Source organism: Paenarthrobacter sp. MSM-2-10-13 (assembly GCF_011605365.1).
Classification (GTDB): domain Bacteria; phylum Actinomycetota; class Actinomycetes; order Actinomycetales; family Micrococcaceae; genus Arthrobacter.
Genome location: NZ_JAAOXO010000016.1, coordinates 52,735 through 77,898, shown reverse-complemented (window position 1 = coordinate 77,898; position 25,164 = coordinate 52,735). Strand labels below are relative to the sequence as shown.

22 protein-coding genes and 1 riboswitch are annotated in these 25,164 nt (G+C 63.0%); of the genes, 8 read left to right on the top strand and 14 right to left on the bottom strand.

Annotated features, from left to right (window positions below; all coding sequences use genetic code 11):
* Nucleotides 1–67 precede the first annotated feature (67 nt).
* Nucleotides 68–1,072: a DMT family transporter gene (locus tag HAV21_RS21220; RefSeq protein ID WP_142939732.1), complete on the bottom strand. Its 1,005-nt coding sequence runs from the start codon at nt 1,070–1,072 to the stop codon at nt 68–70.
* Nucleotides 1,073–1,095: 23 nt separating this feature from the next.
* Between HAV21_RS21220 and HAV21_RS21215 the strand changes: the two genes are divergently transcribed.
* Nucleotides 1,096–1,323, top strand: a complete 228-nt coding sequence (locus tag HAV21_RS21215; protein WP_062067368.1) for an RNA-binding S4 domain-containing protein — start codon at nt 1,096–1,098, stop codon at nt 1,321–1,323.
* 67 nt (nt 1,324–1,390) lie between these two features.
* Here the strand turns inward: HAV21_RS21215 and HAV21_RS21210 are convergent, their stop codons facing one another.
* Nucleotides 1,391–2,041, bottom strand: a complete 651-nt coding sequence (locus tag HAV21_RS21210) for a dienelactone hydrolase family protein (protein WP_166843063.1) — start codon at nt 2,039–2,041, stop codon at nt 1,391–1,393.
* A gap of 70 nt (nt 2,042–2,111) precedes the next feature.
* Here HAV21_RS21210 and HAV21_RS21205 point away from each other — a divergent pair, with 70 nt between their 5' ends.
* From HAV21_RS21205 to HAV21_RS21195, 3 genes are all read left to right on the top strand, one after another.
* Nucleotides 2,112–2,975, top strand: coding sequence for an SGNH/GDSL hydrolase family protein (locus tag HAV21_RS21205; RefSeq protein ID WP_223942156.1), 864 nt, complete (start codon nt 2,112–2,114; stop codon nt 2,973–2,975).
* Nucleotides 2,976–3,004: 29 nt separating this feature from the next.
* Complete coding sequence (locus HAV21_RS21200; RefSeq protein ID WP_166843062.1) at nt 3,005–4,180, top strand: winged helix DNA-binding domain-containing protein; 1,176 nt, start codon at nt 3,005–3,007, stop codon at nt 4,178–4,180.
* Nucleotides 4,181–4,242: 62 nt separating this feature from the next.
* The gene (locus HAV21_RS21195) at nt 4,243–4,701 is read left to right on the top strand and encodes a hypothetical protein (RefSeq protein ID WP_166843061.1); all 459 of its coding nucleotides are present in this window, start codon (nt 4,243–4,245) and stop codon (nt 4,699–4,701) included.
* A 54-nt stretch (nt 4,702–4,755) separates the two neighbouring features.
* On the opposite strand, the gene HAV21_RS21190 is transcribed toward HAV21_RS21195, so the two are convergent.
* Both HAV21_RS21190 and HAV21_RS21185 read right to left on the bottom strand, forming a co-directional pair.
* Nucleotides 4,756–5,877, bottom strand: a complete 1,122-nt coding sequence (locus tag HAV21_RS21190) for a homoserine O-acetyltransferase (RefSeq protein WP_166843060.1) — start codon at nt 5,875–5,877, stop codon at nt 4,756–4,758.
* A 15-nt stretch (nt 5,878–5,892) separates the two neighbouring features.
* A riboswitch (SAM riboswitch) is annotated at nt 5,893–6,009 on the bottom strand.
* A gap of 163 nt (nt 6,010–6,172) precedes the next feature.
* On the bottom strand, nt 6,173–7,513 hold the full coding sequence (locus HAV21_RS21185; RefSeq protein WP_279539032.1) for a bifunctional o-acetylhomoserine/o-acetylserine sulfhydrylase: 1,341 nt from the start codon (nt 7,511–7,513) through the stop codon (nt 6,173–6,175).
* Between the two features lie 201 nt (nt 7,514–7,714).
* Here HAV21_RS21185 and HAV21_RS21180 point away from each other — a divergent pair, with 201 nt between their 5' ends.
* Nucleotides 7,715–8,353 carry a VOC family protein gene (locus HAV21_RS21180; protein WP_043469963.1) on the top strand — a complete coding sequence of 213 codons (639 nt, stop codon included), beginning with the start codon at nt 7,715–7,717 and terminating at the stop codon, nt 8,351–8,353.
* An 86-nt stretch (nt 8,354–8,439) separates the two neighbouring features.
* On the opposite strand, the gene HAV21_RS21175 is transcribed toward HAV21_RS21180, so the two are convergent.
* Entirely contained in the window at nt 8,440–9,213 is a 774-nt protein-coding gene (locus tag HAV21_RS21175) for a type II CAAX endopeptidase family protein (protein ID WP_166843058.1), read from the bottom strand.
* A gap of 89 nt (nt 9,214–9,302) precedes the next feature.
* Between HAV21_RS21175 and HAV21_RS21170 the strand changes: the two genes are divergently transcribed.
* Nucleotides 9,303–9,983 (top strand): histidine phosphatase family protein, encoded by a 681-nt coding sequence (locus HAV21_RS21170; RefSeq protein WP_166843057.1) that lies wholly within the window; start codon nt 9,303–9,305, stop codon nt 9,981–9,983.
* Nucleotides 9,984–10,003: 20 nt separating this feature from the next.
* On the opposite strand, the gene HAV21_RS21165 is transcribed toward HAV21_RS21170, so the two are convergent.
* From HAV21_RS21165 to HAV21_RS21145, 5 genes are read right to left on the bottom strand one after another with little or no spacing between them, the layout of a single operon-like run.
* Nucleotides 10,004–10,795: a DeoR/GlpR family DNA-binding transcription regulator gene (locus tag HAV21_RS21165; RefSeq protein WP_166843056.1), complete on the bottom strand. Its 792-nt coding sequence runs from the start codon at nt 10,793–10,795 to the stop codon at nt 10,004–10,006.
* 24 nt (nt 10,796–10,819) lie between these two features.
* Complete coding sequence (locus tag HAV21_RS21160; RefSeq protein ID WP_142939742.1) at nt 10,820–11,674, bottom strand: class II fructose-bisphosphate aldolase; 855 nt, start codon at nt 11,672–11,674, stop codon at nt 10,820–10,822.
* On the bottom strand, nt 11,656–12,624 hold the full coding sequence (locus HAV21_RS21155; protein WP_166843055.1) for a hexose kinase: 969 nt from the start codon (nt 12,622–12,624) through the stop codon (nt 11,656–11,658). The genes HAV21_RS21160 and HAV21_RS21155 overlap by 19 nt, the downstream gene beginning before the upstream one ends.
* On the bottom strand, nt 12,621–13,556 hold the full coding sequence (locus tag HAV21_RS21150; protein ID WP_142939744.1) for an ROK family protein: 936 nt from the start codon (nt 13,554–13,556) through the stop codon (nt 12,621–12,623). The genes HAV21_RS21155 and HAV21_RS21150 overlap by 4 nt, the downstream gene beginning before the upstream one ends.
* A 10-nt stretch (nt 13,557–13,566) precedes the next feature.
* Nucleotides 13,567–14,484 carry an SIS domain-containing protein gene (locus tag HAV21_RS21145; protein WP_166843054.1) on the bottom strand — a complete coding sequence of 306 codons (918 nt, stop codon included), beginning with the start codon at nt 14,482–14,484 and terminating at the stop codon, nt 13,567–13,569.
* 275 nt (nt 14,485–14,759) lie between these two features.
* Here HAV21_RS21145 and HAV21_RS21140 point away from each other — a divergent pair, with 275 nt between their 5' ends.
* Nucleotides 14,760–19,148: an endo-alpha-N-acetylgalactosaminidase family protein gene (locus tag HAV21_RS21140; RefSeq protein ID WP_166843053.1), complete on the top strand. Its 4,389-nt coding sequence runs from the start codon at nt 14,760–14,762 to the stop codon at nt 19,146–19,148.
* Nucleotides 19,149–19,214: 66 nt separating this feature from the next.
* Here the strand turns inward: HAV21_RS21140 and hutI are convergent, their stop codons facing one another.
* The 4 genes from hutI to tdh form a co-directional block, all read right to left on the bottom strand.
* Nucleotides 19,215–20,444, bottom strand: coding sequence for an imidazolonepropionase (gene hutI, locus HAV21_RS21135; protein ID WP_166843052.1), 1,230 nt, complete (start codon nt 20,442–20,444; stop codon nt 19,215–19,217).
* An 11-nt stretch (nt 20,445–20,455) separates the two neighbouring features.
* Nucleotides 20,456–21,553 (bottom strand): FAD-dependent oxidoreductase, encoded by a 1,098-nt coding sequence (locus HAV21_RS21130; RefSeq protein ID WP_166843051.1) that lies wholly within the window; start codon nt 21,551–21,553, stop codon nt 20,456–20,458.
* Between the two features lie 231 nt (nt 21,554–21,784).
* Nucleotides 21,785–22,978: a glycine C-acetyltransferase gene (locus tag HAV21_RS21125; protein WP_166843050.1), complete on the bottom strand. Its 1,194-nt coding sequence runs from the start codon at nt 22,976–22,978 to the stop codon at nt 21,785–21,787.
* Between the two features lie 36 nt (nt 22,979–23,014).
* The gene (gene tdh / locus HAV21_RS21120; RefSeq protein ID WP_142939752.1) at nt 23,015–24,061 is read right to left on the bottom strand and encodes an L-threonine 3-dehydrogenase; all 1,047 of its coding nucleotides are present in this window, start codon (nt 24,059–24,061) and stop codon (nt 23,015–23,017) included.
* Between the two features lie 107 nt (nt 24,062–24,168).
* Here tdh and HAV21_RS21115 point away from each other — a divergent pair, with 107 nt between their 5' ends.
* Complete coding sequence (locus tag HAV21_RS21115; protein WP_142939753.1) at nt 24,169–25,116, top strand: LysR family transcriptional regulator; 948 nt, start codon at nt 24,169–24,171, stop codon at nt 25,114–25,116.
* Nucleotides 25,117–25,164: the final 48 nt, after the last annotated feature.

The window sequence follows — 25,164 nt, the reverse complement described above, 5'->3', positions numbered from 1 at the left end:
GTGGTTTGCCCCGGAATCCGGACGAGGTTGTCCGGCGGGGTGCTGGGGGAAAGTTGTTCCTCTAACCCTACCGGCCTTTGGCCGTTGATCTTCGTGCGAATGCTCCCTTGGGCCAGGGCAACGTGGCTACGATGATCGCAATGAGCGTCAGTACCGTACCTAGCACCGTGGGCAAGGCGACCACCGCTCCGGGACTGGGGATCACGACGTCGAGCACCAACGATCCCACCAGTTGCCCGGCGATCATGCCCAAACCCGTGATCAGGACGCCCAGGCTGCGGACCAGCAGGGCCGCCAGTCCAATGAAGAGGCAGCCCATGGGGCCACCAAGGTAGTACCACCACTCACCGGGCAGCGGATTACCCGGCCCGGCCACGGACAGCTTGATGATCCACGCGATCCACAAGATGGCTGACCCGGCAATGAAGTTCACCAGGGTGGCGGCAATGGGCGTCCCATAATGCACTGTGGCGGTGCCGTTCATAGCCTGCTGGAAGCTCATGAAGAAACCGGCAGCCAACGGCAGGAGGACGGGCAAAACGAGCGAGGCGACGTCGGCGTCGCCGCCGAACCGTGGCGAAACAGCCCAGGCGACGGCGGCCACGGTCAGGACACTGCCAAGGACCCGAACTCCGGTGATGGCGCGTTTCCCTCCCGGGCCGATTCCCATGCGGTCCACAAGCAAGCCACTGAGCGTTTGTCCCGTAACGGCCGCGACCGTGAACAACGCAACGCCCAACAGGGCAACCGTGAACGACTGGGCAAAGACGAACAGTGCGCCAATGGCACCGGCCATGACATAGAAGCGGGGAAAACTGCGGTTCCGGACAGCAGGAATGATCCGCTGCAGGCCGGCCCTGCCCCTGGGCGTGGCAAGCGAGATGGCGCTGATGAGCAGGAGCCCTGTGGTGAAGCTCACCACAGATGCGGCGATGCCGTCGTCCAGTTTCGCGCCGAGGGCCCCGTTGATCCGCGCTTGAAGCGGGATGACCAGGCCTGTCGCTACGGCAATAGGGAGGCCAATGACCAGCGGGAGGGTGGGACGGGGAGAAGGCTGCGGCACCGTCACCACACTACTTCAGGCATCATTGCTCTATGAGCAACCCCGAAATTGAAGAAATCCCCATTCGCGACGACATGATCCGCCTGGGCCAGCTGTTGAAGCTCGCCAACCTAGTGGAGGACGGCGTTGAAGCTACGGAGCTCATCAAGAACGGCTTGGTTAAGGTCAACAACGAAATCGATGACCGCCGTGGCCGCCAACTCCACGTTGGAGATACCGTCACCGTCAACGGCCAGACGGTCCGGATCACCGCAGCCTGACGCACTGAGATTTTGTACAGATAACGCCCTCCAGAACGGCTCTTAGGGGCGTTATCTGTACAAAAACTCAATCAGTGAGGACCTTATGGGTGAGGAACTCGCCCACGTGTCCGATCTCCTGCTGGTTGATGCCGTGCCACATCCCCGTGTAGAGCACTTTAGTGAGGTCAACGTGCTTGCGTACCCAACCCATGGTGTATTCGATCTTGTCTTGGGTGATGACGGGATCCTGCTGGTCACGGCCCCAGAACATGGGCAACGATCCGTCCAGTTCACTGTCCCGGAAGGCGGCGTCAGCGCCGGCGTCGATCACAAAGCCTGAAAGCCCGACGACGGCGGCGAAGTCCGCGGGACGGTAGCGGAGCATGGTGGTGGCCATGGCCATGCCCATGGAGAAGCCCAGCAATGTCACCGACGAGTGGTTCGCTTTGACCGTGTCCAGCCATTCGAGCGCATACTCGGCTGCGTGCTTCACGGCGTCCAGCGAGTAGTCGATGGATGCTGTCAGGGGGAACCACGTAAAGCCCGGCCCCATGGGCATCGGCGCGCGAAGGGCAGCCACCACGAAGCCTTGGGGAAGCAACCCGGCCAAGCTGAAGAGGTCCTCCTCGTTGGAGCCGTAGCCGTGCAGCAGGACCAACAGGGGCTTGCCTGCGCGCTCGGCTTCGTCGTGGGACCACAGGACAACGGGGGCTGGAAAGGCGGGTGCTTCAGTCATGGGTCCATTCTTGCAGTTACCCACAAGTAACAACCTACGGTGGCGTAGGGTCGAGGTCACGGTGCAGGATATGAGCGTGAGTGAGAACAATCCATTACTGAAGCCGGGCGAGCCCGTCCCGGAGCCCCACGAACCCGTTCAAAAGCACCCGTGGACCCGATACGTGGCCCTGGGTGACTCCTTCACCGAGGGCATCGGCGACCCCGAACCCCGGAACCCCGGCGGTCACCGTGGTTGGGCGGATCGAGTGGCCGAGGAATTGGGCCGCGGCCAGGACGACTTCGCCTATGCCAACCTTGCCATCCGTGGCAGGCTGTTGCAGCAGATCATCGATGAACAAGTGGGCCCGTGCTTGGAGCTGCAGCCGGACCTGGTGTCCATTTCAGCTGGCGGCAACGACCTCATCCGCCCAGGCGGGGATCCCGATCTATTGGCCGAAAAGCTCGACGCCGCTGTGGCTGAGCTGAGCTCCGGCGGCGCTACCGTGGTCCTTTTCAACGGTCCGGACACGGCAGCATCGGTTCTGGGGCGTATCCGCGGCAAGGTTGCCATTTACAACGAGAACCTCCGGACCGTGGCTGCACGCCACGACGCCATCATCGCTGACATGTGGTCCTTGCGGCAGCTGGCAGACCCCCAAATGTGGGATGCCGACCGCCTGCATTTCTCCCCGCTGGGCCACCACACCATCGCCATGATGGTGCTGGACGCACTGAACGTCCACCACACTCTTGAGCCCCTGATGCCAAAGTCCCTTCCGCCGCGCACGTGGCGTGAGGCGAGGTCTTCGGACCTCGTCTGGGCCCGCGAGTACTTTGTCCCATGGGTGATCCGGAGGCTTCGGCATCAGTCCTCCGGCGATGGCATCAGTCCAAAACGTCCGACGCCGGGTCCCGTCTTCGGTTCCACCGGCACCCTGCTGCCACGCCGCTGACGTGACGCTTCTTCGCCGCGAGGTCCGCCATGCCGGGTGGTAGCTCCCTGTCCGCGGAGAGCGTCCGGCGGATAAGGCTCCGGCGGCAACAACTGCGGGCCCCCCACGCCGGAGGCCCCGCGGACGTGGTCCGTAACCTCCTGGCTGTCCAGTCGCAGGAGTTCCCTTATGCGAGGTGGACCCTTGCACAGAGAAGCTCCGCCGGCTCGTCACCGGTGGTCACGGCCTCAGATGTTGAGCAGGCCGTAGCTGATGGAACCATTCTGCGGACACACATCCTGCGCCCCACCTGGCACTTTGTGCACCGGGACGACCTCGGCTGGTTGATGGGATTGTCCGCAGATCGCCTCCACCAGGGCAACAAAGGCATGTATCGCCAAACAGGAATCGATGAAGACGCTGCTGCAAGGAGCGGCCAGATCCTGGCTGCTGCGGTGGCGGACGGGGCCCACAAGACACGCGAGGAACTGGCCCGGGTCCTGGGAGGGGCGGGTTTCCCCAGCAAGGGCCTGGGCTTCATCTACCACCTCATGCATGCCGAAATCAGCCGCGTCCTGGTCAGCGGGTCCCCCGTCCGATCCGCAGGCGGTGCCCTGAAACAGACGTACGCCCTGTTCGAGGAACGCGTTCCCGGGTTCCTAACCTCACCGTTGGCCGGGGAGGATCGTGAACAGGCACTTGGGCAATTGGCGCTGCGATACTTCAGCAGCCGGGGCCCCGCAACCGTGAAGGACTGTGCGGTGTGGTCCAGGCTGACCATGGAGGACGTGAAGCGTGGAGTCCAGGTGGCCCAGGACATCTCTCCCGGCAGCTTGGGCGCCCTTCTGCTCGATGGACTTGAGTATTATCTGGCTGCGGAGGAAGTAGACACCCTCGCCAGCGGGGACCATCCCTGGACGACTGCGGACCCTGCGCTCCCGCGCATTGACCTTATCCAGTGCTACGACGAGTACGTGATGGGCTACTCGCAGTCCCGGCACTTCCTGGGCGGAACGGCGCCATACTTCCCAGAGGACAACGGACCCATGCACGTGGTCCTGCTGGATGGCCGGTTGGCCGGATGGTGGCGTCACGGATTCTCCGGCGGAGTCTGCGAGCTGGACGTGCGAATGAACCGACCTGCCACTGCGCAGGAGCAGGCCGCCCTGCAGACCGAGGTGGATCGCTATGGCCGGTTCCTGGGCATGGACGTGACGCTGGTGTGACGTGGCGGGAACGGCCCAAGGGCACAGGACTAAGCTGGGGTGAGACCTAGGAGGCCTGCACTGTGAACAATCTGATCTTCTGGATCATCGTCTGCTCGTGGCTGATTCCCCTCGGAATCCGCATGTACAACCGCTCCCGGGCGCGCCGGATCCAGAACGACACCTTCCGCGGCCCGGGGTACCCGCCGCAGAACCTGCCGGGACCGGGGTATCCGCCGCAGAATTACCAGCAGCAGGATTACCCGGGACAGAGTTACCCTGGGCAAAGGTACGCTTCGCCGGGCTACCCGGGCTACCCGGGCTACCCGTCCGAGCCCACCGTCATCCGCCCCGTGGATGACGCGCCGCAGTCCGTGCCGCCGTCGAACCCGTCCTCCCCCACCCCGTTCGCCTCGACGAGCGGGTCCGAGCCGCAAGGATACCGGGCTCGCAAGCTGGCCGAGTTGGATACAAAATTCAGCAACGGCGAGATCGCCATGGAGGATTACATGCGGCAGCGCGGCGAGATCATGAATGGCTGAACTGCCTGGCATCGGACGTTCCTTGCCGTTTAAGCAGGGTCAGCACACCAGCGTTTAGGCGAAAAACGCTTCGCGGAGCTGGGCTGAGAGCTGGCCGATTTCGGTGAGGAAGCCATCATGGCCAATCGGCGCTTCAATGACGTGGACCGGCACCTCGCCAGGGAGCGCAGCGGCCAGTTCCCGGGACTGGGCCGGGAAGTAGAGCCTGTCACTGTCCACTGCCGCCACGAAGAAATCCGCCGTGGCACCCGAAAGCGCCGCTTCCAACGATCCGCGCCCCCTGGTGACGTCGTGGGACATCAGTGCCTCGGTGATGGCGATGTAGCTGTTGGCGTCAAAGCGGCGGACCAGTTTGGTTCCTTGGTGGTCCAGGTAGCTTTCCACCTGATACCGACCCCGCTCGCCCAATGCTGCGGCGGCGAGCGGAGTCTCCTGGTGCTGGGCTTGCCGGCCAAAGCGGACGTCCAGCTCCAGTGCCGAGCGGTAGGTGATGTGGGCGATGCGCCGGGCCAAAGCCAAACCGTGCTCAGGCGCGGGGCCACCGTAGTAGTCGCCGTTGTTGAAATTCGGGTCCTGCCTGATGGCCAGGGTTTGTGCTTGGGCAAAAGCAATCTGCTCGGCCGTGCTGTAGGCGCCTACTGCGATGACTGCGCAGCGTTTGACCCGATGGGGGTATGTCACAGCCCACTCAAGGGCGCGTGCGCCGCCCATGGATCCGCCCAATACGGCGTGCCAGGCGTCGATTCCCAGGGTATCGGCGAGGCGCGACTCTGCCTCTGTGCTGTCGCGCAGGGTGACCAGCGGGAATCGCGAGCCCCACGGGCGTCCATCCGGGGCTTCGGATGATGGACCGGTGCTGCCGTAACAGCCGCCCACGATGTTGATGGAGATGACAAAGAACTTGTTGGTGTCGATGGTGGCACCCGGACCAACGAGTTGCTCCCACCATCCTTCCTCGTCCGTGGCTCCGCGGGCTACGTGCGTACTGCCGGTGAGTGCGTGCTGGATGAGCACCGCGTTGGAGGCATCCGCGTTCAGCTGCCCCCAGGTCTCATAGGCGAGTACGACGTCGGGGAGGAATCCGCCGGCTTCAAGTTCCAGTGGGCCTATGCCGGCGTACTTGACGGTTCCGTCTTCTTCTCCGGATTTTGGAAGGGCTGTAGCAGTAATGGTCATTCCTTTGACACCTTAACCTCGCGCTTGCCCGTCGCCTTGCGTGCGAACAGGCCAGGTCTTCACCCGGGGCACCCCACCGCGGAGGAGGGTTGCCGGCCAGCAAGCCGGGGCTGTGTGCTGGCACTCATGACCTAATACGAAGAGTCTAGGAAACACAGGGGGGTTCTGGCGAAGAATGTGACAACAGTGTGACGGTTAAAGGTCACTTCGTTCGCCTACGAGCACCCGCCACTGCCGCCCGGCGAATTTTCGTCGGCGCGGGCGGCAGTCGGTCTGGTGCGTTGAGCCGTGGGCGTCAGGCGCCCTTGGCAGCCCGGAATCCGGCTTCGAGGTCCGCGATGATGTCATCTACGTGCTCGATACCGACGGACAAGCGCACCAGGCCCGGGTTGACGCCGGCAACAAGCTGCTGCTCCGCGGTCAGCTGACTGTGCGTCGTCGACGCCGGGTGGATGACCAGCGAGCGGACGTCACCGATGTTGGCAACGTGCGAGTGCAGTTCCAGACCATCCACAAAACGCTTGCCCGCTTCCACGCCACCCTTGATGTTGAAGGCAACGATTGCCCCCGTCCCCTTGGGTCCGTACTTCCGGCCACGGTCATACCACGGGCTGGATGGCAGGCCCGCGTAGGCGACCGATTCGACGTCGTCGTGGCTTTCAAGCCACTCAGCCACCTTGGTGGCGTTCGCTACGTGACGCTCCACGCGCAGGCTCAAGGTCTCCAACCCCTGGGCAATGAGGAAGGCGTTGAACGGAGACACGGCCGAGCCGAGATCACGAAGCAACTGGACGCGGGCCTTGAGGATGTAGGAGAGGTTGGCACCCAGCGCACCGTCCTTGCCGAGGTCCCTGGCGTAAACCAGCCCGTTGTAGCTGGGGTCCGGGGTGTTGAAGCCGGGGAAGCGTTCCGGGTCCTTGCCGAAGTCGAAGTTGCCGGAGTCAACAATCACACCGGCAATTGCGGAACCGTGACCGCCCAGATACTTGGTTGCCGAGTGGACCACAATGTCGGCGCCCCACTCGATGGGACGAATGAGGTACGGCGTTGACAGGGTGTTGTCCACGATCAGGGGCACGCCGGCCTCGTGGGCGACGCGTGCGATGCCTTCGATGTCCAGCACGTCCTGCCGCGGGTTGGAGACAACCTCGCCGAAGAACAGCTTGGTGTTCGGCTGGACGGCGTCACGCCACTGCTCCAGGTTGTCCGGGTCCTCCACGAAGGTGACGGAGATGCCGAATTTCTTCAGAGTGTGTGCAAGCAAGTTGTAGGTGCCGCCGTACAGGCTGGGGCTCGCCACGATGTGGTCGCCGGCCTCAGCGATGTTCAGGATGGCGAACGTCTCCGCGGCTTGTCCTGAGCTAAGCAGGAGTGCTCCCAGGCCACCTTCCAGGCTCGCGATCCGCTGCTCCACGGCATCCTGCGTCGGGTTGCCGATCCGGGTGTAGATGGGTGCGAGCTCCGCCAGGGCGAAGCGGTTGGCGGCACTCTCGGCACTGGGGAATACGAAGGACGTGGTCTGGTAGATGGGAAGCGAGCGCGCTCCGGTGGCTGAGTCCGGCTCCTGGCCTGCGTGGATTTGGCGGGTTTCGAAAGACCATCCTTGGGGCATGGAGTTCTCCTGTTCGTGACGCATGGGTTTGGCAAGCAGTGTGGTGCAGCTGAACTGGGGCCAGTCTAGGAACTGTCCGGAAGTCAGAACAGCTTTATGACGCCGATGGAATCTTTCGGTCTCTTAGCGTCCTCGCATGACGCCCATAGCGAAAGTTACATACATCCCACCTTAGTTAGGCTTGACTTAGCTGAGACACTGATCACAAAGTGCCAAGATGAAGCCATGCGCATGGATCACGTCTCTTACGCCTGTGAACGAGATGGCCTTTTGGCCACTACCGAACGAATTTCCGCGGCATTGGGAGTGGACGCTGTCCGGGGCGGAGTGCACCCGCGCTTCGGTACCCGGAACATGATCATTCCCCTCGCGGATAACAAATACCTGGAAGTTGTGGAGGTCCTGGACCACCCTGCTTCCGACAAAGCACCCTTTGGCCAAGCCGTCCGTGCACGGTCGGCTGCCGGTGGAGGTTGGATGGGCTGGTGCGTCGCCGTTGATGACCTCGCCCCGTTCGAGGACCGCCTTGGCCGCTCCGCCGTTCCGGGCAACCGCAAGTTCCCTGACGGCCGCGAATTGGTGTGGCAGCAGATTGGTATCCTCGGCTTGATCGCCGATCCCCAGGTGCCGTACCTGCTCAAGTGGGAGGGCGACCCCTCACTTCACCCGTCCAGGATTTACGAGAGCGACGTCAAGATGTCCAGCCTCACCATTGCGGGCTCGGCTGAACGCGTCACCGAGTGGTTGGGCGAACCGGTGGAAAAGCCGCTTGAGGATGTCGCAGTCCAGTGGATGGCACCGCACGGCACCCCCGGCATCCTGGCTGTCACTTTCGAAACCGCTACCGGAGCCGTCACCATCTAAAGCAGTTCCTTCCAAACTTCGGCCGCCATCAGCGGGTGCCAATGACGTCACCCAGCGATGGCGGCCGAATACCTTTAACGTGCGCTCTAACCGAGGCCTATAGCCTTGCCGAACAGGCTGAAACCTACGAACGCTACGATGTCCAGCAATGCGTGGGCAATCACCAAGGGCATGACCCGCTTGGTCTTGGTATAGATCCACGCGAACACCAAACCCATGACCACGTTGCCGATGAAGGGCCCAAAACCCTGGTACAGGTGGTAGCTCCCCCGCAGGAGGGCACTGACCACAATGGCTACCGGCATGCTCCAGCCGAACTTGCCAAAACGGTCCATGAGGTAGCCCACCACGATCACTTCTTCCACGATCGCGTGGCGCATGGCCGAGAGGATCAGCACTGGCACCGTCCACCAATAGGCGTCCAGGCCGCTGGGCACAATCGCCGTGGTGATGCCCAGGGCGCGGCCGGCGGCGTACAGGCCAAGCGAGGGGATCCCAATCACAGCCGCCAGGCCAAGACCCTGAAGAAGGTCCTTGCCGGGGCGGGCAAAGTTGAAGCCGAGCCGTGCGAAGGCTGAGCCACCGCCGCCGTCCTTGTGTCCGGGTGCGTGGGTGGACAGGAAGTAGAACACCAAGGCCACCGGCACCAGAGCGAACACGATGTCCAGGAGTTGGTACGTGAGGTCAAAGTACTCGCGCGTGCTCTGGGATCGGTTCAGCGTTGATGTGGCGTCTGCCAACGGTGCCCGGGACATTTTGTCCAGCAGCTGCACTACGGAGTAAACGGCCGACTGGCCCAGGGACAAACCCAGCACAATAAGTACTTCGGCTCGCAGCCGTCGGCGGGAAGCAAGGAACATGTTCCTATCTTGCCCTTACTCCCTGCCACTTTGCCGGGAACAGCGCACCTTGCCGGACCTGGCACGGCAGCCACCCTATGCTTGGTGGGATGGGCGCCCCCGAGAGAATCTTCATGATCCGGCATGGACAGTCTGCCGCTAATGCCGACACCTCCATCTACAATCGTGTGCCGGACTACCGCATCCCACTGACGGACTTAGGCGTGGAGCAGGCGAGGATTGCCGGGGAACATTTGCGCCGAAAGCTCGATGGTGAGCAGGTCTGCGTCTACGTCTCCCCCTACCTGCGTGCCTATCAGACCCTTGAAGCCCTGAACCTCGGCTCCCTGGTGGAGAGGGTCATAGAGGAACCCAGGCTTCGCGAGCAGGACTGGGCAAACTTTCAAATCGCCGGGGAGATCGAGGACCAAAAGGAACTGCGCAACCTCTACGGCCACTTCTTCTACCGGTTCCGCGAGGGCGAATCCGGCTCGGATGTGTACGACCGGGTTTCATCCTTCATGGAGACGCTGTACCGGCACTGGCAGAAGCCTACGTACGCCCCCAACACGCTCCTGGTGACTCACGGGCTGACCATGCGCCTGTTCTGCATGCGATGGTTCCACTGGACCGTGGAATACTTCGAATCGCTCAACAACCCGGACAACGCCGAGTTACGTACCTTGATAAAGAACGACGACGACCAGTACAGCCTGGATATACCGTTCAGCCAGTGGGTGCCCAGGGAGATAGACGACTCGGTCCTGCATGCACCCAGGATGCGCTTCTAGCTTCTCCTTGCGGCCAAATATCAGCTGGCTGGCGCGACGATGACTTCCGTTCCCTTGGCTTCAAACGCCGCTTTGTTTTCGGCGCTGATGCCGGAGTCCGTGATGAGGTGCCTGAAATCGTAGCCCGCCATGGCGGCGAAGGAACGGCGGCCCACTTTTGAGGAGTCGGCCACCACGTAGGATTCTGTTGCCCTGCGTGCCATCACGGTGTTGACCATGGCTTCGCCTTCGTCCGTAATGGTGGGGCCGAGATCCGGGTCCACGCCGTTGACGCCAATGAACGCAATATCCAGGGCAACTTTTTGCATGATGACGTCCGTGTACGGACCCACCAGTTCATAGGAGCGCGGATTGAGGATCCCACCGGTGACCATGATTTTGATGTTCGGCCGGACAGCCAACTGTGAGGCGATGTTGATCGCATTGGTGACCACGGTAAGGGTGGGTGTGTGGGATGGCGCGTTGAGGTCTTCCCGTGTGGAGAGCACCTGAGCCAATGCCGTGTTGGTGGTACCGCCGCTGAGGCCAATGACTGCACCGGGACGGATCAACGCTGAAGCAGCCAAAGCAATCTCCTGCTTGGCCTCGGCGTGGTCGTCCCGGTTGTACCGGCCGGGAAGGTCGTAGGCGACGGACCCGGTGGTTGCACCGCCGCGGGTGCGGCTCAGCAGCCGCTGCTTGGCCAGGCTGTCAAGATCCCTACGGGCCGTGGCAGGTGACACGCCCAGGCGGGTCACGATGTCCTCGACTTCCACGTGGCCGGACTCGGCCAGGAGGTCGAGTATGGCAGTCAGCCGATCGGTGCGGGTCATGACAAGCCTTTCGCGGGTTCGGCGCTAATTCGCTTTGGCGAACAGCGTCAGCATACGTGCAGACTCCAGCACAAGGGCTTCACGGCCGGCCTTGATGTATTTCCGGGAATCCACCACTGCAGGATTGGCATCGAGATACTCACGGACGGCGCGGGTAAAGAACCCGTTCAAATGTGTGGATACGTTGATCTTAGTCATACCCGCGCGGATAGCGGCTATGAGCATGTCATCTGACACACCGGATGAGCCGTGGAGGACCAGTGGTTTTCCCACCGCTGTCTTCAGCCTGGTGATGAGGTGCAGATCCAGGGCGGCACTGCGTTCGGTCATGGCGTGGGATGAGCCAACCGCCACGGCCAGGGCGTCCACGCCTGTTGCCTCGACGAACGCCCGGGCTTCGTCGGGGTCTGTTCTGACACCGGGAGCGTGTGCTCCGTCTTTACCACCCACTTTTCCCAGCTCGGCCTCCACGTAAACACCGCGTTTGTGGGCGTAGGCGGCAACCCTTCGCGTGACTTCCACATTCGAACCGTAGGGCAGATGCGCGCCGTCGTACATGACGGAACCGAAACCGAGGTCCACAGCGGCCAGCGCAAGGTCTTCGGATTCTGCGTGGTCCAGGTGGAGGGCAACAGGGACAGCGGCTGAGCGGGCGATGGCCAGTGCTGCCGATGCGATGGGCTCAAGTCCGCCGTGGTACTTGGCGCAATTCTCGGAAATCTGCAGGATCAACGGCACGCCGGCCGCCTCAGCCCCTGCCACCAGGCCTTCGGCGGTTTCGATGTGAATGATGTTGAAGGCGCCCTGGCCCGCGCCAGCTGACGCGGCCCTGTCCATGAGTTCCCGTGTATTGACCAGGGTCACCGGGTCTCCTTCCATGTGACGATCAATTGCTCTTGAAGTTCCTGGTACCGCGGTGAGATTTCGCCTGCGGCGGGCATGAGAACGGCCGCGGCCGACCATGCGGTGGCACGGCGAAGAATGTCGCGGGGCTCGGTAACGCCTTCGGCGAGTGCGACGGCGGCAGCCGCCACACCGGCGTCGCCCGCCCCTGTGGGGTTGCCGCTGAGCGCTTCCGGCAGCCGTGCGCTCCAGTAGCCGCCCGGGGCGGCGTGGTCGAAGGCGAGCATGCCGTCCGCGCCGGCGCTGACCAGGACGGTGCGGGCACCCATATCGATGAGCGCGAGGGCCGCTGCTTCCAGGCTGGACTCCCCCGTCGCCTCAGCGAGCTCGTGATGATTCGGTTTGAGGATGTCGGCGCCAGCTTTGGCTGCGGCGATGATCCCGGGACCGGAGGTGTCTATGATGGCCGGGATACCGGCGTCGTGGGCCAAGCGAACCAGTTCCGGGTAGAAATCCGCGGGAGCGCCCGGTGGCAGGCTTCCCGAACCGACCAGGACAGAGGCCTGCAGGTTTCTATTTCCGCTGACCGCCTCAACTACGGCGATCCGAAGTGAGCGCCAATCGTCCGGCAGGAGCGCCTGTCCCTCCTCATTGAAAATGGACGTTTCCCCGGCAACGGTGTCCACCAGCGCTATGCTGCGGCGGGTCTCGGCGGCTACACCCACCAGGGTGTGCGGCACGCCGCTGGTCCACAGCTCGGCAGCCAGGGTCTGTCCTGCCGCGCCGCCCGTAGGGGCAATGGCGAGGACGGGGTAGCCGAGTTGGTGGGTGACCCGGGCTACGTTGATCCCCTTGCCGCCGGCACGGCTCAAAGGGGTGGGTACGCGGTGGCTTGAGCCCTCGGTGATTCCGTGAACCGTGTAGGTCATGTCGATCGCCGGATTGGCAGTGACGGTGATGATGCGGTTCACGTTGGCTCGCTTCATTGTGCACCTCCTAACACTGCCCTGGCGTTCATGGCCGCACCAAGCAAGCCTGCGTCCTGTCCCAGCTGGGCACGGATGAGCTGGGGCCGACGCTGAAAGTCCAGGATCCCGTCAACCCGCTTGCGGAGCGGCTCCAGCAGTTCGTCGCCGGCTTCGGCGAGTCCGCCGCCAATCACCACGGCTTCAGTTCCAATGATGTTCACGCATTGGCAAATGGTGAAAGCAAGGGCATCAACGGCATCGTCCCAAACGCGTGCAGCGACTGTGTCTCCTGCGCTCGCCCTAAGCAGGACCCCGCGTGCACCGTTCACCCTGTTTCCCGATGCCCGGTGGTACCGCTTGGCAATGGCGCCGGCCGAGCCTACTGCTTCCAGGATGGTGGAACCGGTGGCGCCGGGGGCGGCGTCGGGGTCCGGTACCTGGGCATGGCCGAGTTCGCCGGCGAAACCGCCGGCGGTGACAGCCTTGCCGCCGGAGAACACGGCTGCGGCGATGCCGGTACCTACCACCATCACCACAACATCGTTGAACTCTTTGGACCCGCCGAAGCTGTGTTCAACAGCTGCAGCGGAACGGACATCGTGGTCGAATGCGACGGGGATGCCGAGCCGCTTTTCGGCTTCGGCTTTGAACGGGAAGTTCCGCCATCCGAGGTTGGCGGAGTAGATACCCACTCCGGCCACGGAGTCCACAATCCCGGGGACAATGATGCCTGCTGCCTCGGCGGGGGCTTCGGGAAACTCCGAGGCCAACTCGGCTTTAAGCTCGGCCAGCCTGTCCAGCACGGCTTCGCCGGGGCGGGCCGGATCAAGGGGCGTGGGGACGCGGCGCATGCCCAGGACAGCACCCCTGGCGTCCACCAAACCGGCCTTGATGTCCGTCCCGCCAACGTCGAAGGACAGGACCGGTGAATTTGCGGCTCCGAGAACCATGATGGGATGCCTAGGCGGAGGCGTCGAGAATAACGGAGCGCGTCAGGTTGCGGGGCAGGTCCGGATTCAGGCCACGGACGCGTGCACGCTCCAGAGTTACCTTATGGACACGTGCCAGTTCAGCCAACGGGTGCTTAGCCGTTGTGATGTAGAGCGCGCCCGTGACGGCCATGTCAGCGTCCAAGCCCTCGGGCTGGTTTCCGAACAACCAGGTGACGCGGCCGGGGGCGGCGATGGAGATAGGGCCGTGACGGTATTCCTTGGCCGGGTAGGACTCGGTCCACCCTTGGACTGCCTCGCGCATTTTCAGTCCGGCTTCATGGGCCAGCCCAACCGTCCAACCGGTACCGAGGAAGGTGAATTGCTCAGCATCGAGCAGTTCCCGGGAGACCTCTGCCGTCACTGCGTCACGGGCATCCTCGATTGCCTGCTGTACGTCAATGTCCAGGCTGGTCAGCAAATAAACCAGCGCCGTGGTGGCGAAGCGGGTTTGCACCACTGAACGCTCATCGGCATATGGGAGGCCAACCACGACGTCCGCCAGCTCGACGATCGGTGAGGAGGTGTCGCCGATGATCGCAACGGTGGGGACGATCCCCCTCAGCTCAGCCAGAATCTCCAGCACCTCAGTGGTGGTACCTGAGCGCGTGATGGCCACAACGGCGTCGTACTGGCGGTCGGCACTGTTGCTGTTCAGGAAGGCCTCGGACGCTGCGAACGCATCCGTGACCCCTTTACCAGCGGATTCGCGTGCAGCGGCGTAGCTCTGGGCCATGAACCAGGACGTGCCACAACCGATCACGGCGATGCGCTTGCCGTCGGCGGGAAGCAATTGCTCCGCACGGGCTTGCTCCACGGCGCGCTGCCAAACTTCGGGCTGGGATACCAGCTCTTCTTCCATGAAGGCGCCCAGTGTGTTCTCGCTCATCGTGTGTCCCGCTCCCGCTCAGCCAAATGACGTTTTCTGATCTATAGAAACACTAAACGATCATTTTCGATCTCACAAGGATCACCTGAGCGCAAGGACCACACAATAGGCGAGCACGTGACAGAGGGGTATCAAAACGGGGAAAAAGTGTTCTGTGATGTGCACTTAAGTTAACTGGCTGTTAACTATTGTCAATTCCTGTCTCATGCAGCAGTGTTGGTTAGGTCCGAAAGAACATGATTGTAAATAGCTTGGAAAAATCAAGAAGGAGCATAATGCCCCGCTTGTCATCCCCTGGACGCCTCGCCTCATTGAGTTTGGCCTGCGTCGTCGCCTCATCCTCTTTAGGTCTGCTGGCCATTCCGCCCGCAGCTGCAGCCCCCACCACCCAACCAGCAGATATCGTCAGCGCTGCCGACACTGCCACCATCACCTCAGGCGAGCTCCACGTTGACGTCGCCACCACGTTCCCTCAAGTCCTCGGCTACACGGACGCTGCAAGCAAAGCCCGCCTCGACGGCACCACCACCCGACTCACCACCATCACGCTCAATGGCACGGAGTACACAGTCTCCGGGACATCCTCCGCCTCCGAGAAAGAGGCAAGGGACTACGTCCTTACGGTTCCCGAGTTCGGCAACACCGTGATCAAGGCCCGGCTTTCAGTGAAGAAGAACGTGGTCTCCTTCAACATCACGGAAATCAAGGACTCCGCGGAACACCAAGTCAGAACCCTGCAACTCCCCCGGATGAACCTGGTGACCGTAAGCTCCACGCAGCAAGGATCCCAGGTGTCCACGGCAAACCTTTCCGTGGACCGGAGCGTGACGGGAGACGAGTTCACGCCCATCACGGCGTCCACTCCTTTGGATGCCGCTGCCAAGAGTTCGGCCTACGCGCTGGCCAACACTGCTTCCTTGGGTGCCGCCGTCGAATCCAACGCTTTATATGACACGTCCTCCGGGCCCGGTTCGAAGGACCGCGGCCGCTTTTGGCGCCAAGCCATCAGCGACGGGGCAGGCGAAGTGTCCATGGGCGTGGCCAGCGGCCAGTGGCTCTACCGGGCCGAGGGCTCCACCAATACAGAGGAACTCCCCTGGACCCGCGTCGCCATCACCTCTGACGCCAACAACGACGGCGGCGTGGACTGGCAGGACGCCGCAATCGCCATGAGGTCCATCCAGGTCAGCCCCAACAAGGGTGAACAGACCCCGGACAATGTGATCACCCACATCCCGTTCAACTTCGCCTCGCAGGCAACCCACCCGTTCCTGCGCACCCTTGATGACGTGAAGCGCATCTCCCTGGCCACCGACGGGCTCGGACAAGTAGCCATGCTCAAGGGCTATACCAGCGAAGGCCACGACTCTGCCAACACGGATTACGGCAACAACTTCAACACCCGCGCAGGCGGCCTCGGGGACTTGAACACGTTGGTCAAGGAAGGCAAGGAATGGAACGCCAGTTTCGGCGTCCACATCAACGCCACTGAGATCTACCCTGAAGCGAAGTCCTTCAGCGAAGACCTCCTGCGGGCAGATAAGGGCCTGGGCTGGAACTGGCTGGACCAGTCGTACTACATGAACCAGCGCCAGGACATTAACTCCGGCAAGCTCGCCCAGCGCATCAAGGAACTTCGCGAGGCCACAGACAAGAACCTGGACTTCGTGTACGTGGACGTCTACTACGAGTTCGGCTGGCTCGCCGAACGGCTTCAGCAGGAACTCGTCAAGAACGGGTTCCGTGTGGGCTCCGAATGGGCCGACCACCTGTCCCGGAACAACACCTGGTCCCACTGGGCCAACGACGAAAAATACGGTGGCTCCACCAACAAGGGCATCAATTCCCAAATCCTGCGCTTCATCAACAACACCCAGTCAGACGTCTGGAACCCCGATCCCAAGCTCGGCGTAAGCCACATCGTGGAGTTCGAAGGCTGGACGGGACAGAACGACTTCAACGCCTTCAGCGAGAACGTCTGGACCGCCAACGTGCCGGCGAAGTTCCTCCAGCACCACCCCATCACCAAGTGGACTGCAGAGCGGATCGACCTCGCCGATGGTGTGGCCGTCACTGGAAACACCGCCGAGGAACGCAACATCACCGTGGGCGGCGCATCCGTATTGCAGGGTGGAACCTACCTCTTGCCGTGGTCCTCCAAGGAGAACGGCAAGGCTGACAAGCTCTACCACTACAACCCCGCCGGTGGCGCCAGCACCTGGACCCTTACTCAGGACTTCGCCAAGTCCAGTTCGCTGGAACTGTTCAAGCTGACCGACAACGGACGTGTGAAAGTGGCCGACGTCCCCGTGGTCAACGGACAGGTTACCGTCACGGCCGACCCCAAGCAGGCCTACGTCCTTGCCCCGAAGAACAACAAGGCCGACCTGCCCAAGAACGCCGACTTCGGCGAGGGCACCGCTTTCAACGATCCCGGCTTCAACGGCGCAGACCTCTCCCCATGGACCCCCACGGGCACTGTCACCCAGGTCCGCGACGACAAAGGCCGCCGTTTCGCCGAGATGGGGGCATCGCCGTCGTCGATCAGCCAGGAAGTAAAACTGGACGCAGGAACCCAATCCGTCAGCGCCTGGATTGAAATCCAGCCGGGCAAGAACCGTCCCACCACGCTCTCCGTCAGCGTCGACGGCAAGACCGAAAGCGTCACTATCGATTCGTCCAACGCGGAAAACTACGTGGCCGGCGACGAAAAGCACGGGACCGCATTCCAGCGTGTGCGGGTGTTGGTGGACGTGCCGCGGAACAACACCAAAGCCACAGTTTCAGTGAAAACGGCCGACGGCGATGCCACGGTACGCGTCGATGACTTCCGGGCGGTGAAAACCACCCGGGTGGCCACCACCGGTGTGCTCAGCGAAGACTTCGAAAACGTGGACCAAGGCTGGGGGCCGTTCGTCAAGGGCGACGCCGGAGGTTCCACGGATCCACGCACCCACATCACCGAACGCCACGAACCCTTCACCCAAAAGGGCTGGGACACCAACGTGATCGACGAAGTACTGGACGGCACGTGGTCGCTGATCGCCCATGACGAAAACCTCGCTCCCAACGGCGGCCCGGGCCTGGTCTACCGCACCACCGAGGCATCCGTGCCGTTCCAAGCGGGCCACAAATACAGGGTGTCCTTCGACTACCAGAACTCCAAAGCCGGGCAGTACGCCTGGGTTTCCGGTTATGACTCGCAGGCAGGCCCGGCCGTGACCGCCAGCCAGCCCATCGACGCGAAGACGTCCACCGCGCGGTTCGAGCAGATCCTGGACACGGGCTTCTGTGGAGACTACTTTGTGGGGCTGCAGCGCACGGGCAGCTCGAACGGTTCTGATTTCACGTTGGACAACTTCCTGGTGGAAGACCTGGGCGCCTCGGAAGCCGTCCCGGCCTGTGCCCAACTCTCGGCAGAACTTCAGAGCGACGTAGTCCAGCAAGGCAAGGCCCAGGAGTTCGTCACCACATTTGTGTCCGACGAACCGGCAGCCATCAGCGACCTCGCCGTTGCTTTGGAACTGCCTGAAGGCTGGACGGCAACTCCTTCCACACCGTCTTCCGCGGACACCCTCCCCGCCGGCGGTACGCTCACCACCACATGGAAGATCACCGCACCCGCTTCTGCTGATGGCGACTACCCCATCACGGCCAAGGCAAGCTACACCACTACTGCTTCGCCCGCGGGAGGCCGAACCATCAGCACCACCACCACCGTGCGGACACTCCCCAAGCCGCCCCAGGCCACCGTGTTCGCCAGCGACCACCCTTGGGTCAGCTCCACCAACGGCTGGGGACCTGTTGAAAAGGACCAATCCAACGGCGGAACCGGGGCCGGCGACGGAACGCCACTCACCCTGAACGGAACCGTCTACGCCAAAGGCCTGGGAGCCCACGCAAACGGTACTGTCCGCTACTATCTCGGCGGCTACTGCACCGCCTTCACAGCAACAGTGGGAATTGATGACGCCCAACCGACGCGGGGCAGCGTGAAGTTCTCCGTGGTAGCCGACGGCACCACCAAGGTCACCACACCCGTACTTGGAGCCACCAGCGCTCCCCTGCCACTGACCGTGGACGTCACCGGCGCCCAATACGTTGAACTGGTAGCCAACGACGCCGGCGACTCCAACGGCAACGACCACGCAGACTGGGCCGATGCCAAGTTCACCTGTTCGACCACCCCGCAGGAACCTCCGGCCCCCGTCCTCTCCGGCAGCGTCTTCGCATCGGACCTCCCATGGATCGGCAGCACCAACGGCTGGGGCCCCGCCGAACGGGACCGGGCCAATGGCGAGCAAAACGCCGGTGACGGACCAGCATTGCGGCTCGACGGCGTCGAATATGCCAAAGGCATTGGAGTCCACGCCGACTCGAAAATCAGCATCGCCACCGAAGCCAAATGCAACGCCTTCACCGCCTCGGTGGGAGTGGACGACGCCAAGCTGAACAAAGGCCTGCACGGATCAGTGGTGTTCATCGTCAAGGGCGATGGCCGCGAACTCCTCCGCACGCCCGTCCTCAGCGCCGATTCCGCAGCACTACCCCTCAACGTGGACATCACAGGTGTCCAGAACGTCGAGTTGATCGCCGACAAGAACGGCGACGACGCTGGCGACGACTGGGGCGACTGGGCGGACGCGAAGTTCAGCTGCGCATAGTCCATCTTTCCCTCAGTAAAGAAGGGCGGCGTTCCCACCGGAACGCCGCCCTTCTTTACTGCCTTCTTAGACGACGCGCACGCCGGCCCGCCACACGGAATGAGTCAGGGGAATTCCGGGACGGTAGGCCAAGTGCGTGGCCGACGGCGCCTTCAGCATATGCAGGTCTGCGCGATGTCCGATGACCAGCGAACCCACCGCCCGTTCGCCGTCGACGTCGTTCCCCGACTCCCTGCCCAGCGCCAAGGCGCCGCCGTACGTCGCCGCCCGGACGGCCTCGTGAACACTCAAACGCATCTGGAGCACCGCAGTGGTCACGCAGAACGCCATTGAACTGGTGTAAGAGGTCCCCGGGTTGCAGTTGGCAGCCAGAGCGATCTGCACGCCGGCGTCAATCAGTGCACGGCCCGGTGCAAGGGGCTGGCGGGTGGACAGATCGCATGCGGGAAGGCACGTAGCAACCGTGCCTCTGGTGCCGCTCCCCGTTGCCGGATCCCAGCCAGCCCACGATTCCGCGAGCGCCAGGACGTCTTGGTCCGACAAGTAATTCACATGGTCCACGCTCGCAGCCGCGAACTCCACAGCCAGGGCCACACCGGGCCCCTCGCCCAACTGGTTGCCGTGGACCCGCAGCCCCAGGCCAGCGTCGCGCGCAGCCGTCAGGACCCGACGCGACTGATCCTCCGTGAAGGCCCCGCGCTCGCAGAAGACGTCCGCCCAGCGGACGTGCGGCAGGACGGCGTCGAGCATGGGGCCGCATACCAGATCGGTGTACTCCTCCGGATCGGAGCCGTTGGGGACCAGGTGTGCACCAAGGTAGGTGACCTCGTCCACTTCAGCTGCAGCGATGCGGGCGCTGCGGGCCTCGTTCTCCACGTCCAAGCCGTAGCCGGTCTTGCTCTCCAAATACGTGGTTCCCTGCGAGACAGCCTCAGCCACGCGGTCGCGCACCAGGCGGGTCAGTTCGTCGTCGCTGACGCTGCGCGTGGCACCCGTGGTGACGGCGATGCCGCCGGCACTGTAGCTTTCACCAGCCATGCGGGCTTCGAACTCTGCCGTGCGGTCCCCGGCGAAGACAAGGTGCGAGTGCGAATCCACCCAACCGGGCAGGACGGCGCGGCCCTGGGCGTCGATCTTTTCGTCAGCCGCGGGGGCGTCCTTACTGGACCCCAACCACGCGATGCGCTCTCCTTCGATCACCATCGCCGCATCCTTGAGGACCCGATGCTCCAGGTCCTGGGTCATCAATTCGCCGATGTTGGTGATGAGGGTGGTGGTTGGATTGGTTGCGCTCATGACCCTATTGTTCAGCGCCGAATGGACCAACGTGCGGCCGCGAGCTGCTCCGCTGTCCGGGATTCCGGACTGTCGGGCGTGACGTCGCCGAGGATGAGTGCTGCGGCCAGCTCCGCGATGGCGGAGGATGTCTGGAAACCGTAGCCACCTTGTCCGGCGAGCCAGAAGAAGCCGGATGCTTCGGCGTCGAACCCCACCACAGGGATTCCGTCCGCGGCTTCTGTCCTGAGGCCCGTCCATGCGCGGTCCACAGAACGGATGCCCAGCGATGTTACAGCGTTGAGCTTGCCGATCAACGCCTCCACGTCACCGGGGTAGGGTTTCGCGTCCTCCGCGCCGCTGGGCACGGTTTCCGACGGCGATATCAGCACTTGGTTGCCCTCGGCGCGGAAGTAGAACGAATCGTCAGCTGCACAAACCATGGGTGTTTCCGGCGTCAACGGGTTCTGGACGTTTACGATCGCGGCGGTCCGCCGATAGGGTTGCAGGCCCAGCTTCTCCACGCCGCTGATGACAGCCAGTTCATCGGCCCACGCACCTGCCGCATTAACCACGACGCCGGACTGAAAGCCTTCGGTGCCCGCCCCCACTTGCCAGCCGCTCCCCAGACGCTGGGCCGAGTGAACTTTGGCCCCGGTGATAATGTCCACGCCCGCAGCTTCTGCGGTCCGGCGGTGATCGTCCAGCAACAACGGGGCGTTGCAGCCGAAGGAACCGTTGTCCAACCCTGCGGCTGTGAACGAATCCGGGTTGAGGGCCGGGCACAGCTGCATGGCTTCTTCGTGGGTGATGGTGTGCATGTTGCCGCTAGCCTCTGCACGCACGGTTTCCTCGTCGCCCACCAGCATGAAGCCGCGCGGAGTGAGAATTGGTTCTGCTGCCTCCGCGTCCCGTTCTGCCAGCATTTCGAGTGTGCGGATGGTCAGGTCCTGAACCACTGCCGGACCATAACTGGGGATCAGCTGCCGGGCCGAGCGCGAGGAAGTGTGGAAGGCCAGGGTTTGCTCCGCCTCTACAAGGGCCACAGTGCACTTGCCTGCCAGGGCTGCTGCCAAGGACAGTCCCCCGATGCCGCCGCCAACGATTACCACGTCATAATTCGAAGCCATAGCTCCATCCTGTCAGACCGTAGCCGGGCGCGGACATCTTGGCCCACGGCAATCCCGCCAACCCCACGCTCTTTCACATCCCGGCCCCTAAAACCCCACGCTCTCTCACATCCCGGCCCCTAAAACCCCACGCTCTCTCACTTGCCACAAGGAAGTGAGAGAGCGTCCGGCCCAGACCCTCGGGACGTGAGAGAGCGATCGGCTGGAACCCGCGGGACGTGAGAGAGGGTTCTAGGCGACCGCGGCGCGACTCTTGACGAACGCCTGAACGCAGGCTTCGACGTCGTCCGCGCTGTGCGCCGCGGAGAGCTGCACGCGGATCCGGGCCACGCCCTTGGGAACCACCGGGAAGCTGAAGGCAGTGACGAAGACGCCGTTGTTGAGCATCTCGTCAGCGACCCTGGCAGCTACAACGGCATCGCCGAACATGACGGGGATGATGGCGTGCTCGCCGTCGAGGAGCTCGAAGCCTTCCTCGCTCATGCGGCGCCGGAACAGCGCTGCGTTCTCGAACAAACGGGTCCGCAGCTCGCCGGATTCCTGCACGAGCTCGATCGCCTTGATGGTGGCCGCAACAATGGCCGGGGCAAGCGAGTTGGAGAACAGGTAGGGGCGGGCCTTCTGGCGAAGCATCGCCACGATCTCTCTGCGCCCGGAGACGTAACCACCCGAGGCGCCGCCGAGGGCCTTGCCGAAGGTGCCGGTGTAGATGTCCACGCGTTCAGAAACACCGGCGTGCTCCGGAGTGCCGGCGCCGGTGGGGCCCATGAAGCCGACGGCGTGGGAGTCGTCCACCATGACCAAGGCGTCGTGCTTCTCCGCGAGGTCGCAGATGGCTTCGAGCGGTGCGAGGTAGCCGTCCATGGAAAAGACACCATCGGTGACGATGATTTTCCGGCGGGACCCCTCAGCCTCAACCAGCTTGGCTTCAAGATCTGCCATGTCCTGGTTGGCGTAGCGGAAGCGCTTGGCCTTGCTGAGGCGTATGCCGTCGATGATGGAGGCGTGGTTCAGGGAGTCGGAGATGATGGCGTCTTCAGGGCCAAAGAGCGACTCAAACACGCCGCCGTTGGCATCGAAGCAGCTGGAGAACAGGATAGTGTCCTCGGTGCCCAGGAACTTGGAGACGCGGGTTTCGAGTTCCAGGTGCAGGTCCTGGGTTCCGCAGATGAACCGAACGGACGCCATACCAAAACCGCGCTCATCCATGGCGGACTTGGCTGCGGCGATGATCTCCGGGTGGTCGGCCAGGCCCAGGTAGTTGTTTGCGCAGAAGTTCAGGACCTTGTTGGCCGGCTGGCCAAGCTGGCCGGCTGCGATGTGGCTGGCCTGCGGGGAATCGATGTGGCGTTCGGTCTTGAAGAGGCCGGCGCTCCGGATCTCGTCGAGTTCGCCCTGGAGTTGGTCTTTGATGGCTGAATACATGGTGCTCCTCAGTACGTCTGAAAGTCGGGGGATCTCTTAGAGTTCAGTCCAGTCAAGGACCACTTTGCCGCCCGTACCGTTGCGGGCAATTTCGAAGCCCTTTTCCCAGTCCTTGGCGGACAGCTTGTCCGTCACGACGGCGGAAATGCTGCGGTGCAGCACGGGGTTGGAGGACAGCATGGCGCTCATGGCGTACCAGGTTTCGAACATCTCGCGACCGTAGATGCCCTTGAGCGTCAGCATGTGCGTGACTACCTTGCCCCAGTCGATGTCGATGGACTGGCTGGGAAGGCCCAGCATGGCGATCCGGCCACCGTGGTTCATGTTGTCGATCATCTCAGGCAGCGCGGTGGGGTGTCCCGACATTTCCAGACCGATGTCGAAACCTTCGCGCATGCCCAGTTCCTGCTGTGCTTCACGGACCCGCATCTTGGACACGTCCACGGCGAGGTCAACGCCCATCTGGCGCGCGAGCTCCAGGCGCGGAGCTGAGACGTCCGTGATGGCGATCTTTCGTGCACCTGCGTGGCGGGCGACAGCGATTGCCATCAGGCCGATAGGTCCGGCGCCCGTGATGAGCACATCCTCGCCGACCAGCGGGAAGCTGAGGGCAGTATGGACTGCGTTGCCGAAGGGATCGAAGATGGCGCCAAGTTCCGGGGTGACAGATTCGTCCTGGTGGACCCAGGCGTTGGTCTCCGGGATGACGACGTATTCGGCAAACGCACCATCGCGCTGCACGCCAACGGATACCGTGTGGATGCACATCTGACGGCGACCGGCACGGCAGTTGCGGCAGATTCCGCACACTACGTGACCTTCGCCGGAGACTCTGTCCCCAACTTTGACGTCGCGGACGTCCTCGCCGATTTCCACTACTTCGCCATAGAACTCGTGGCCGGCAATGAGGGGCGCTTCGATGATGCCCTGGGCCCAGGCGTCCCAGCTTTGAATGTGGAGGTCCGTGCCGCAGATGCCGGTGGTCATCACACGGATCTTGACGTCGCCGGAGCCCGCTTCAGGCTCGGGACGTTCGACCAGTTCGAACCCTTCGTGGGGTCCGGATTTGTAGAGAGCCTTCATGGGATTCCTCACTGCCAGGGCCGCTTCGCTGCTGCTGCATCCATTAGAGCGCCGCCGACGATTTAGCACAACTAGATTCTTCTCAATCAACGATTTAGGATTTGCTAATGGAAATCCATCAGCTGCAGATGCTCCGGGAACTCGGCGACCTGGGCAGCGTGAAGGCCGTTGCTGAAACACTCATGGTCACGCCGTCGGCCGTTTCCCAACAGCTCGCCCTGCTCCAGAAGTCCGTGGACGTGCCGTTGACGCGCAAAGAAGGCCGGGCGCTAGTTCTCACCGATGCGGGCCGCGTCCTCGCGGAGGCGGGTGCCGCCGTCGTGAACGCCATGGCAGATGCGCGGGCCGCTATTGGCGCTTATCACGATGCTCCTGACGCGCCAGTAAGCGTGAGTGCATTCCACAGCGCGGGTCAAGCGCTGTTCGCCCCGTTAGCGGCGCATTTGGCATCCGGGACGGCGTCCGACGGCGGGAAGTCGCCACGGCTTCGACTCTCCGATGAGGACGTGGCCCAGGAGGATTTCCCGGGGTTGGCTGCCCGATATGACCTGGTGTTGGCACACAGGATGGACAACAGCCCGTCCTGGCCGGAGGACAAGGTCGCAGTGATACCCCTGGCCGACGAGCCGCTGGATATCGCCCTCCCCGCGGATCACCCCTTGGCGGCCCGAAGCGAACTGAAACCGTCCGACGTCGTGGATGAACCCTGGGTGACCAGCCGCGACGGCTACTCCCCCGCAGACGTGCTGGCCGCCGTCGTCGCCGTGAGTGGGCGACCAGCCGAGGTACTGCACCGCATCAACGACTATTCCACCGTGGCGGCGCTGGTCTCGGCCGGCGGCGCGATCGGGCTGCTGCCTCGCTTCACCGCCCGCCGTGTTTTGGACGCCGGCGTGGTTTTGCGTCCGTTGTCCGGGGTGAACTCGGTCCGGAAAATCGACATCCTGGCCCGTCCGGAGACACTCAAACGGAAATCGGTCATGACGGTTTGCGAGTCACTTCAAACCGTCATGACCGAGCTTGTTGAGCTATCCCGCGCCGGCTTACCCAAGTAAGTCGCAGCAGAGCGCATTTTGACGGCTCAAAACGCGCTTAACTGCGAC

What these genes read in the sequence shown, in the direction of transcription:
- HAV21_RS21165 (WP_166843056.1), bottom strand. Translation starts at nt 10,795, where the DNA reads ATGACCCGCACCGATCGGCTGACTGCCATACTCGACCTCCTGGCCGAG.
- HAV21_RS21200 (WP_166843062.1), top strand. Translation starts at nt 3,005, where the DNA reads ATGCCGGGTGGTAGCTCCCTGTCCGCGGAGAGCGTCCGGCGGATAAGG.
- HAV21_RS21215 (WP_062067368.1), top strand. Translation starts at nt 1,096, where the DNA reads ATGAGCAACCCCGAAATTGAAGAAATCCCCATTCGCGACGACATGATC.
- HAV21_RS21185 (WP_279539032.1), bottom strand. Translation starts at nt 7,513, where the DNA reads ATGCGTCACGAACAGGAGAACTCCATGCCCCAAGGATGGTCTTTCGAA.
- HAV21_RS21155 (WP_166843055.1), bottom strand. Translation starts at nt 12,624, where the DNA reads ATGAAGCGAGCCAACGTGAACCGCATCATCACCGTCACTGCCAATCCG.
- HAV21_RS21130 (WP_166843051.1), bottom strand. Translation starts at nt 21,553, where the DNA reads ATGGCTTCGAATTATGACGTGGTAATCGTTGGCGGCGGCATCGGGGGA.
- HAV21_RS21175 (WP_166843058.1), bottom strand. Translation starts at nt 9,213, where the DNA reads ATGTTCCTTGCTTCCCGCCGACGGCTGCGAGCCGAAGTACTTATTGTG.
- HAV21_RS21115 (WP_142939753.1), top strand. Translation starts at nt 24,169, where the DNA reads ATGGAAATCCATCAGCTGCAGATGCTCCGGGAACTCGGCGACCTGGGC.
- hutI (WP_166843052.1), bottom strand. Translation starts at nt 20,444, where the DNA reads ATGAGCGCAACCAATCCAACCACCACCCTCATCACCAACATCGGCGAA.
- HAV21_RS21145 (WP_166843054.1), bottom strand. Translation starts at nt 14,484, where the DNA reads ATGAGCGAGAACACACTGGGCGCCTTCATGGAAGAAGAGCTGGTATCC.
- HAV21_RS21140 (WP_166843053.1), top strand. Translation starts at nt 14,760, where the DNA reads ATGCCCCGCTTGTCATCCCCTGGACGCCTCGCCTCATTGAGTTTGGCC.
- HAV21_RS21180 (WP_043469963.1), top strand. Translation starts at nt 7,715, where the DNA reads ATGCGCATGGATCACGTCTCTTACGCCTGTGAACGAGATGGCCTTTTG.
- HAV21_RS21125 (WP_166843050.1), bottom strand. Translation starts at nt 22,978, where the DNA reads ATGTATTCAGCCATCAAAGACCAACTCCAGGGCGAACTCGACGAGATC.
- HAV21_RS21160 (WP_142939742.1), bottom strand. Translation starts at nt 11,674, where the DNA reads ATGGAAGGAGACCCGGTGACCCTGGTCAATACACGGGAACTCATGGAC.
- HAV21_RS21210 (WP_166843063.1), bottom strand. Translation starts at nt 2,041, where the DNA reads ATGACTGAAGCACCCGCCTTTCCAGCCCCCGTTGTCCTGTGGTCCCAC.
- tdh (WP_142939752.1), bottom strand. Translation starts at nt 24,061, where the DNA reads ATGAAGGCTCTCTACAAATCCGGACCCCACGAAGGGTTCGAACTGGTC.
- HAV21_RS21205 (WP_223942156.1), top strand. Translation starts at nt 2,112, where the DNA reads ATGAGCGTGAGTGAGAACAATCCATTACTGAAGCCGGGCGAGCCCGTC.
- HAV21_RS21150 (WP_142939744.1), bottom strand. Translation starts at nt 13,556, where the DNA reads ATGGTTCTCGGAGCCGCAAATTCACCGGTCCTGTCCTTCGACGTTGGC.
- HAV21_RS21190 (WP_166843060.1), bottom strand. Translation starts at nt 5,877, where the DNA reads ATGACCATTACTGCTACAGCCCTTCCAAAATCCGGAGAAGAAGACGGA.
- HAV21_RS21170 (WP_166843057.1), top strand. Translation starts at nt 9,303, where the DNA reads ATGGGCGCCCCCGAGAGAATCTTCATGATCCGGCATGGACAGTCTGCC.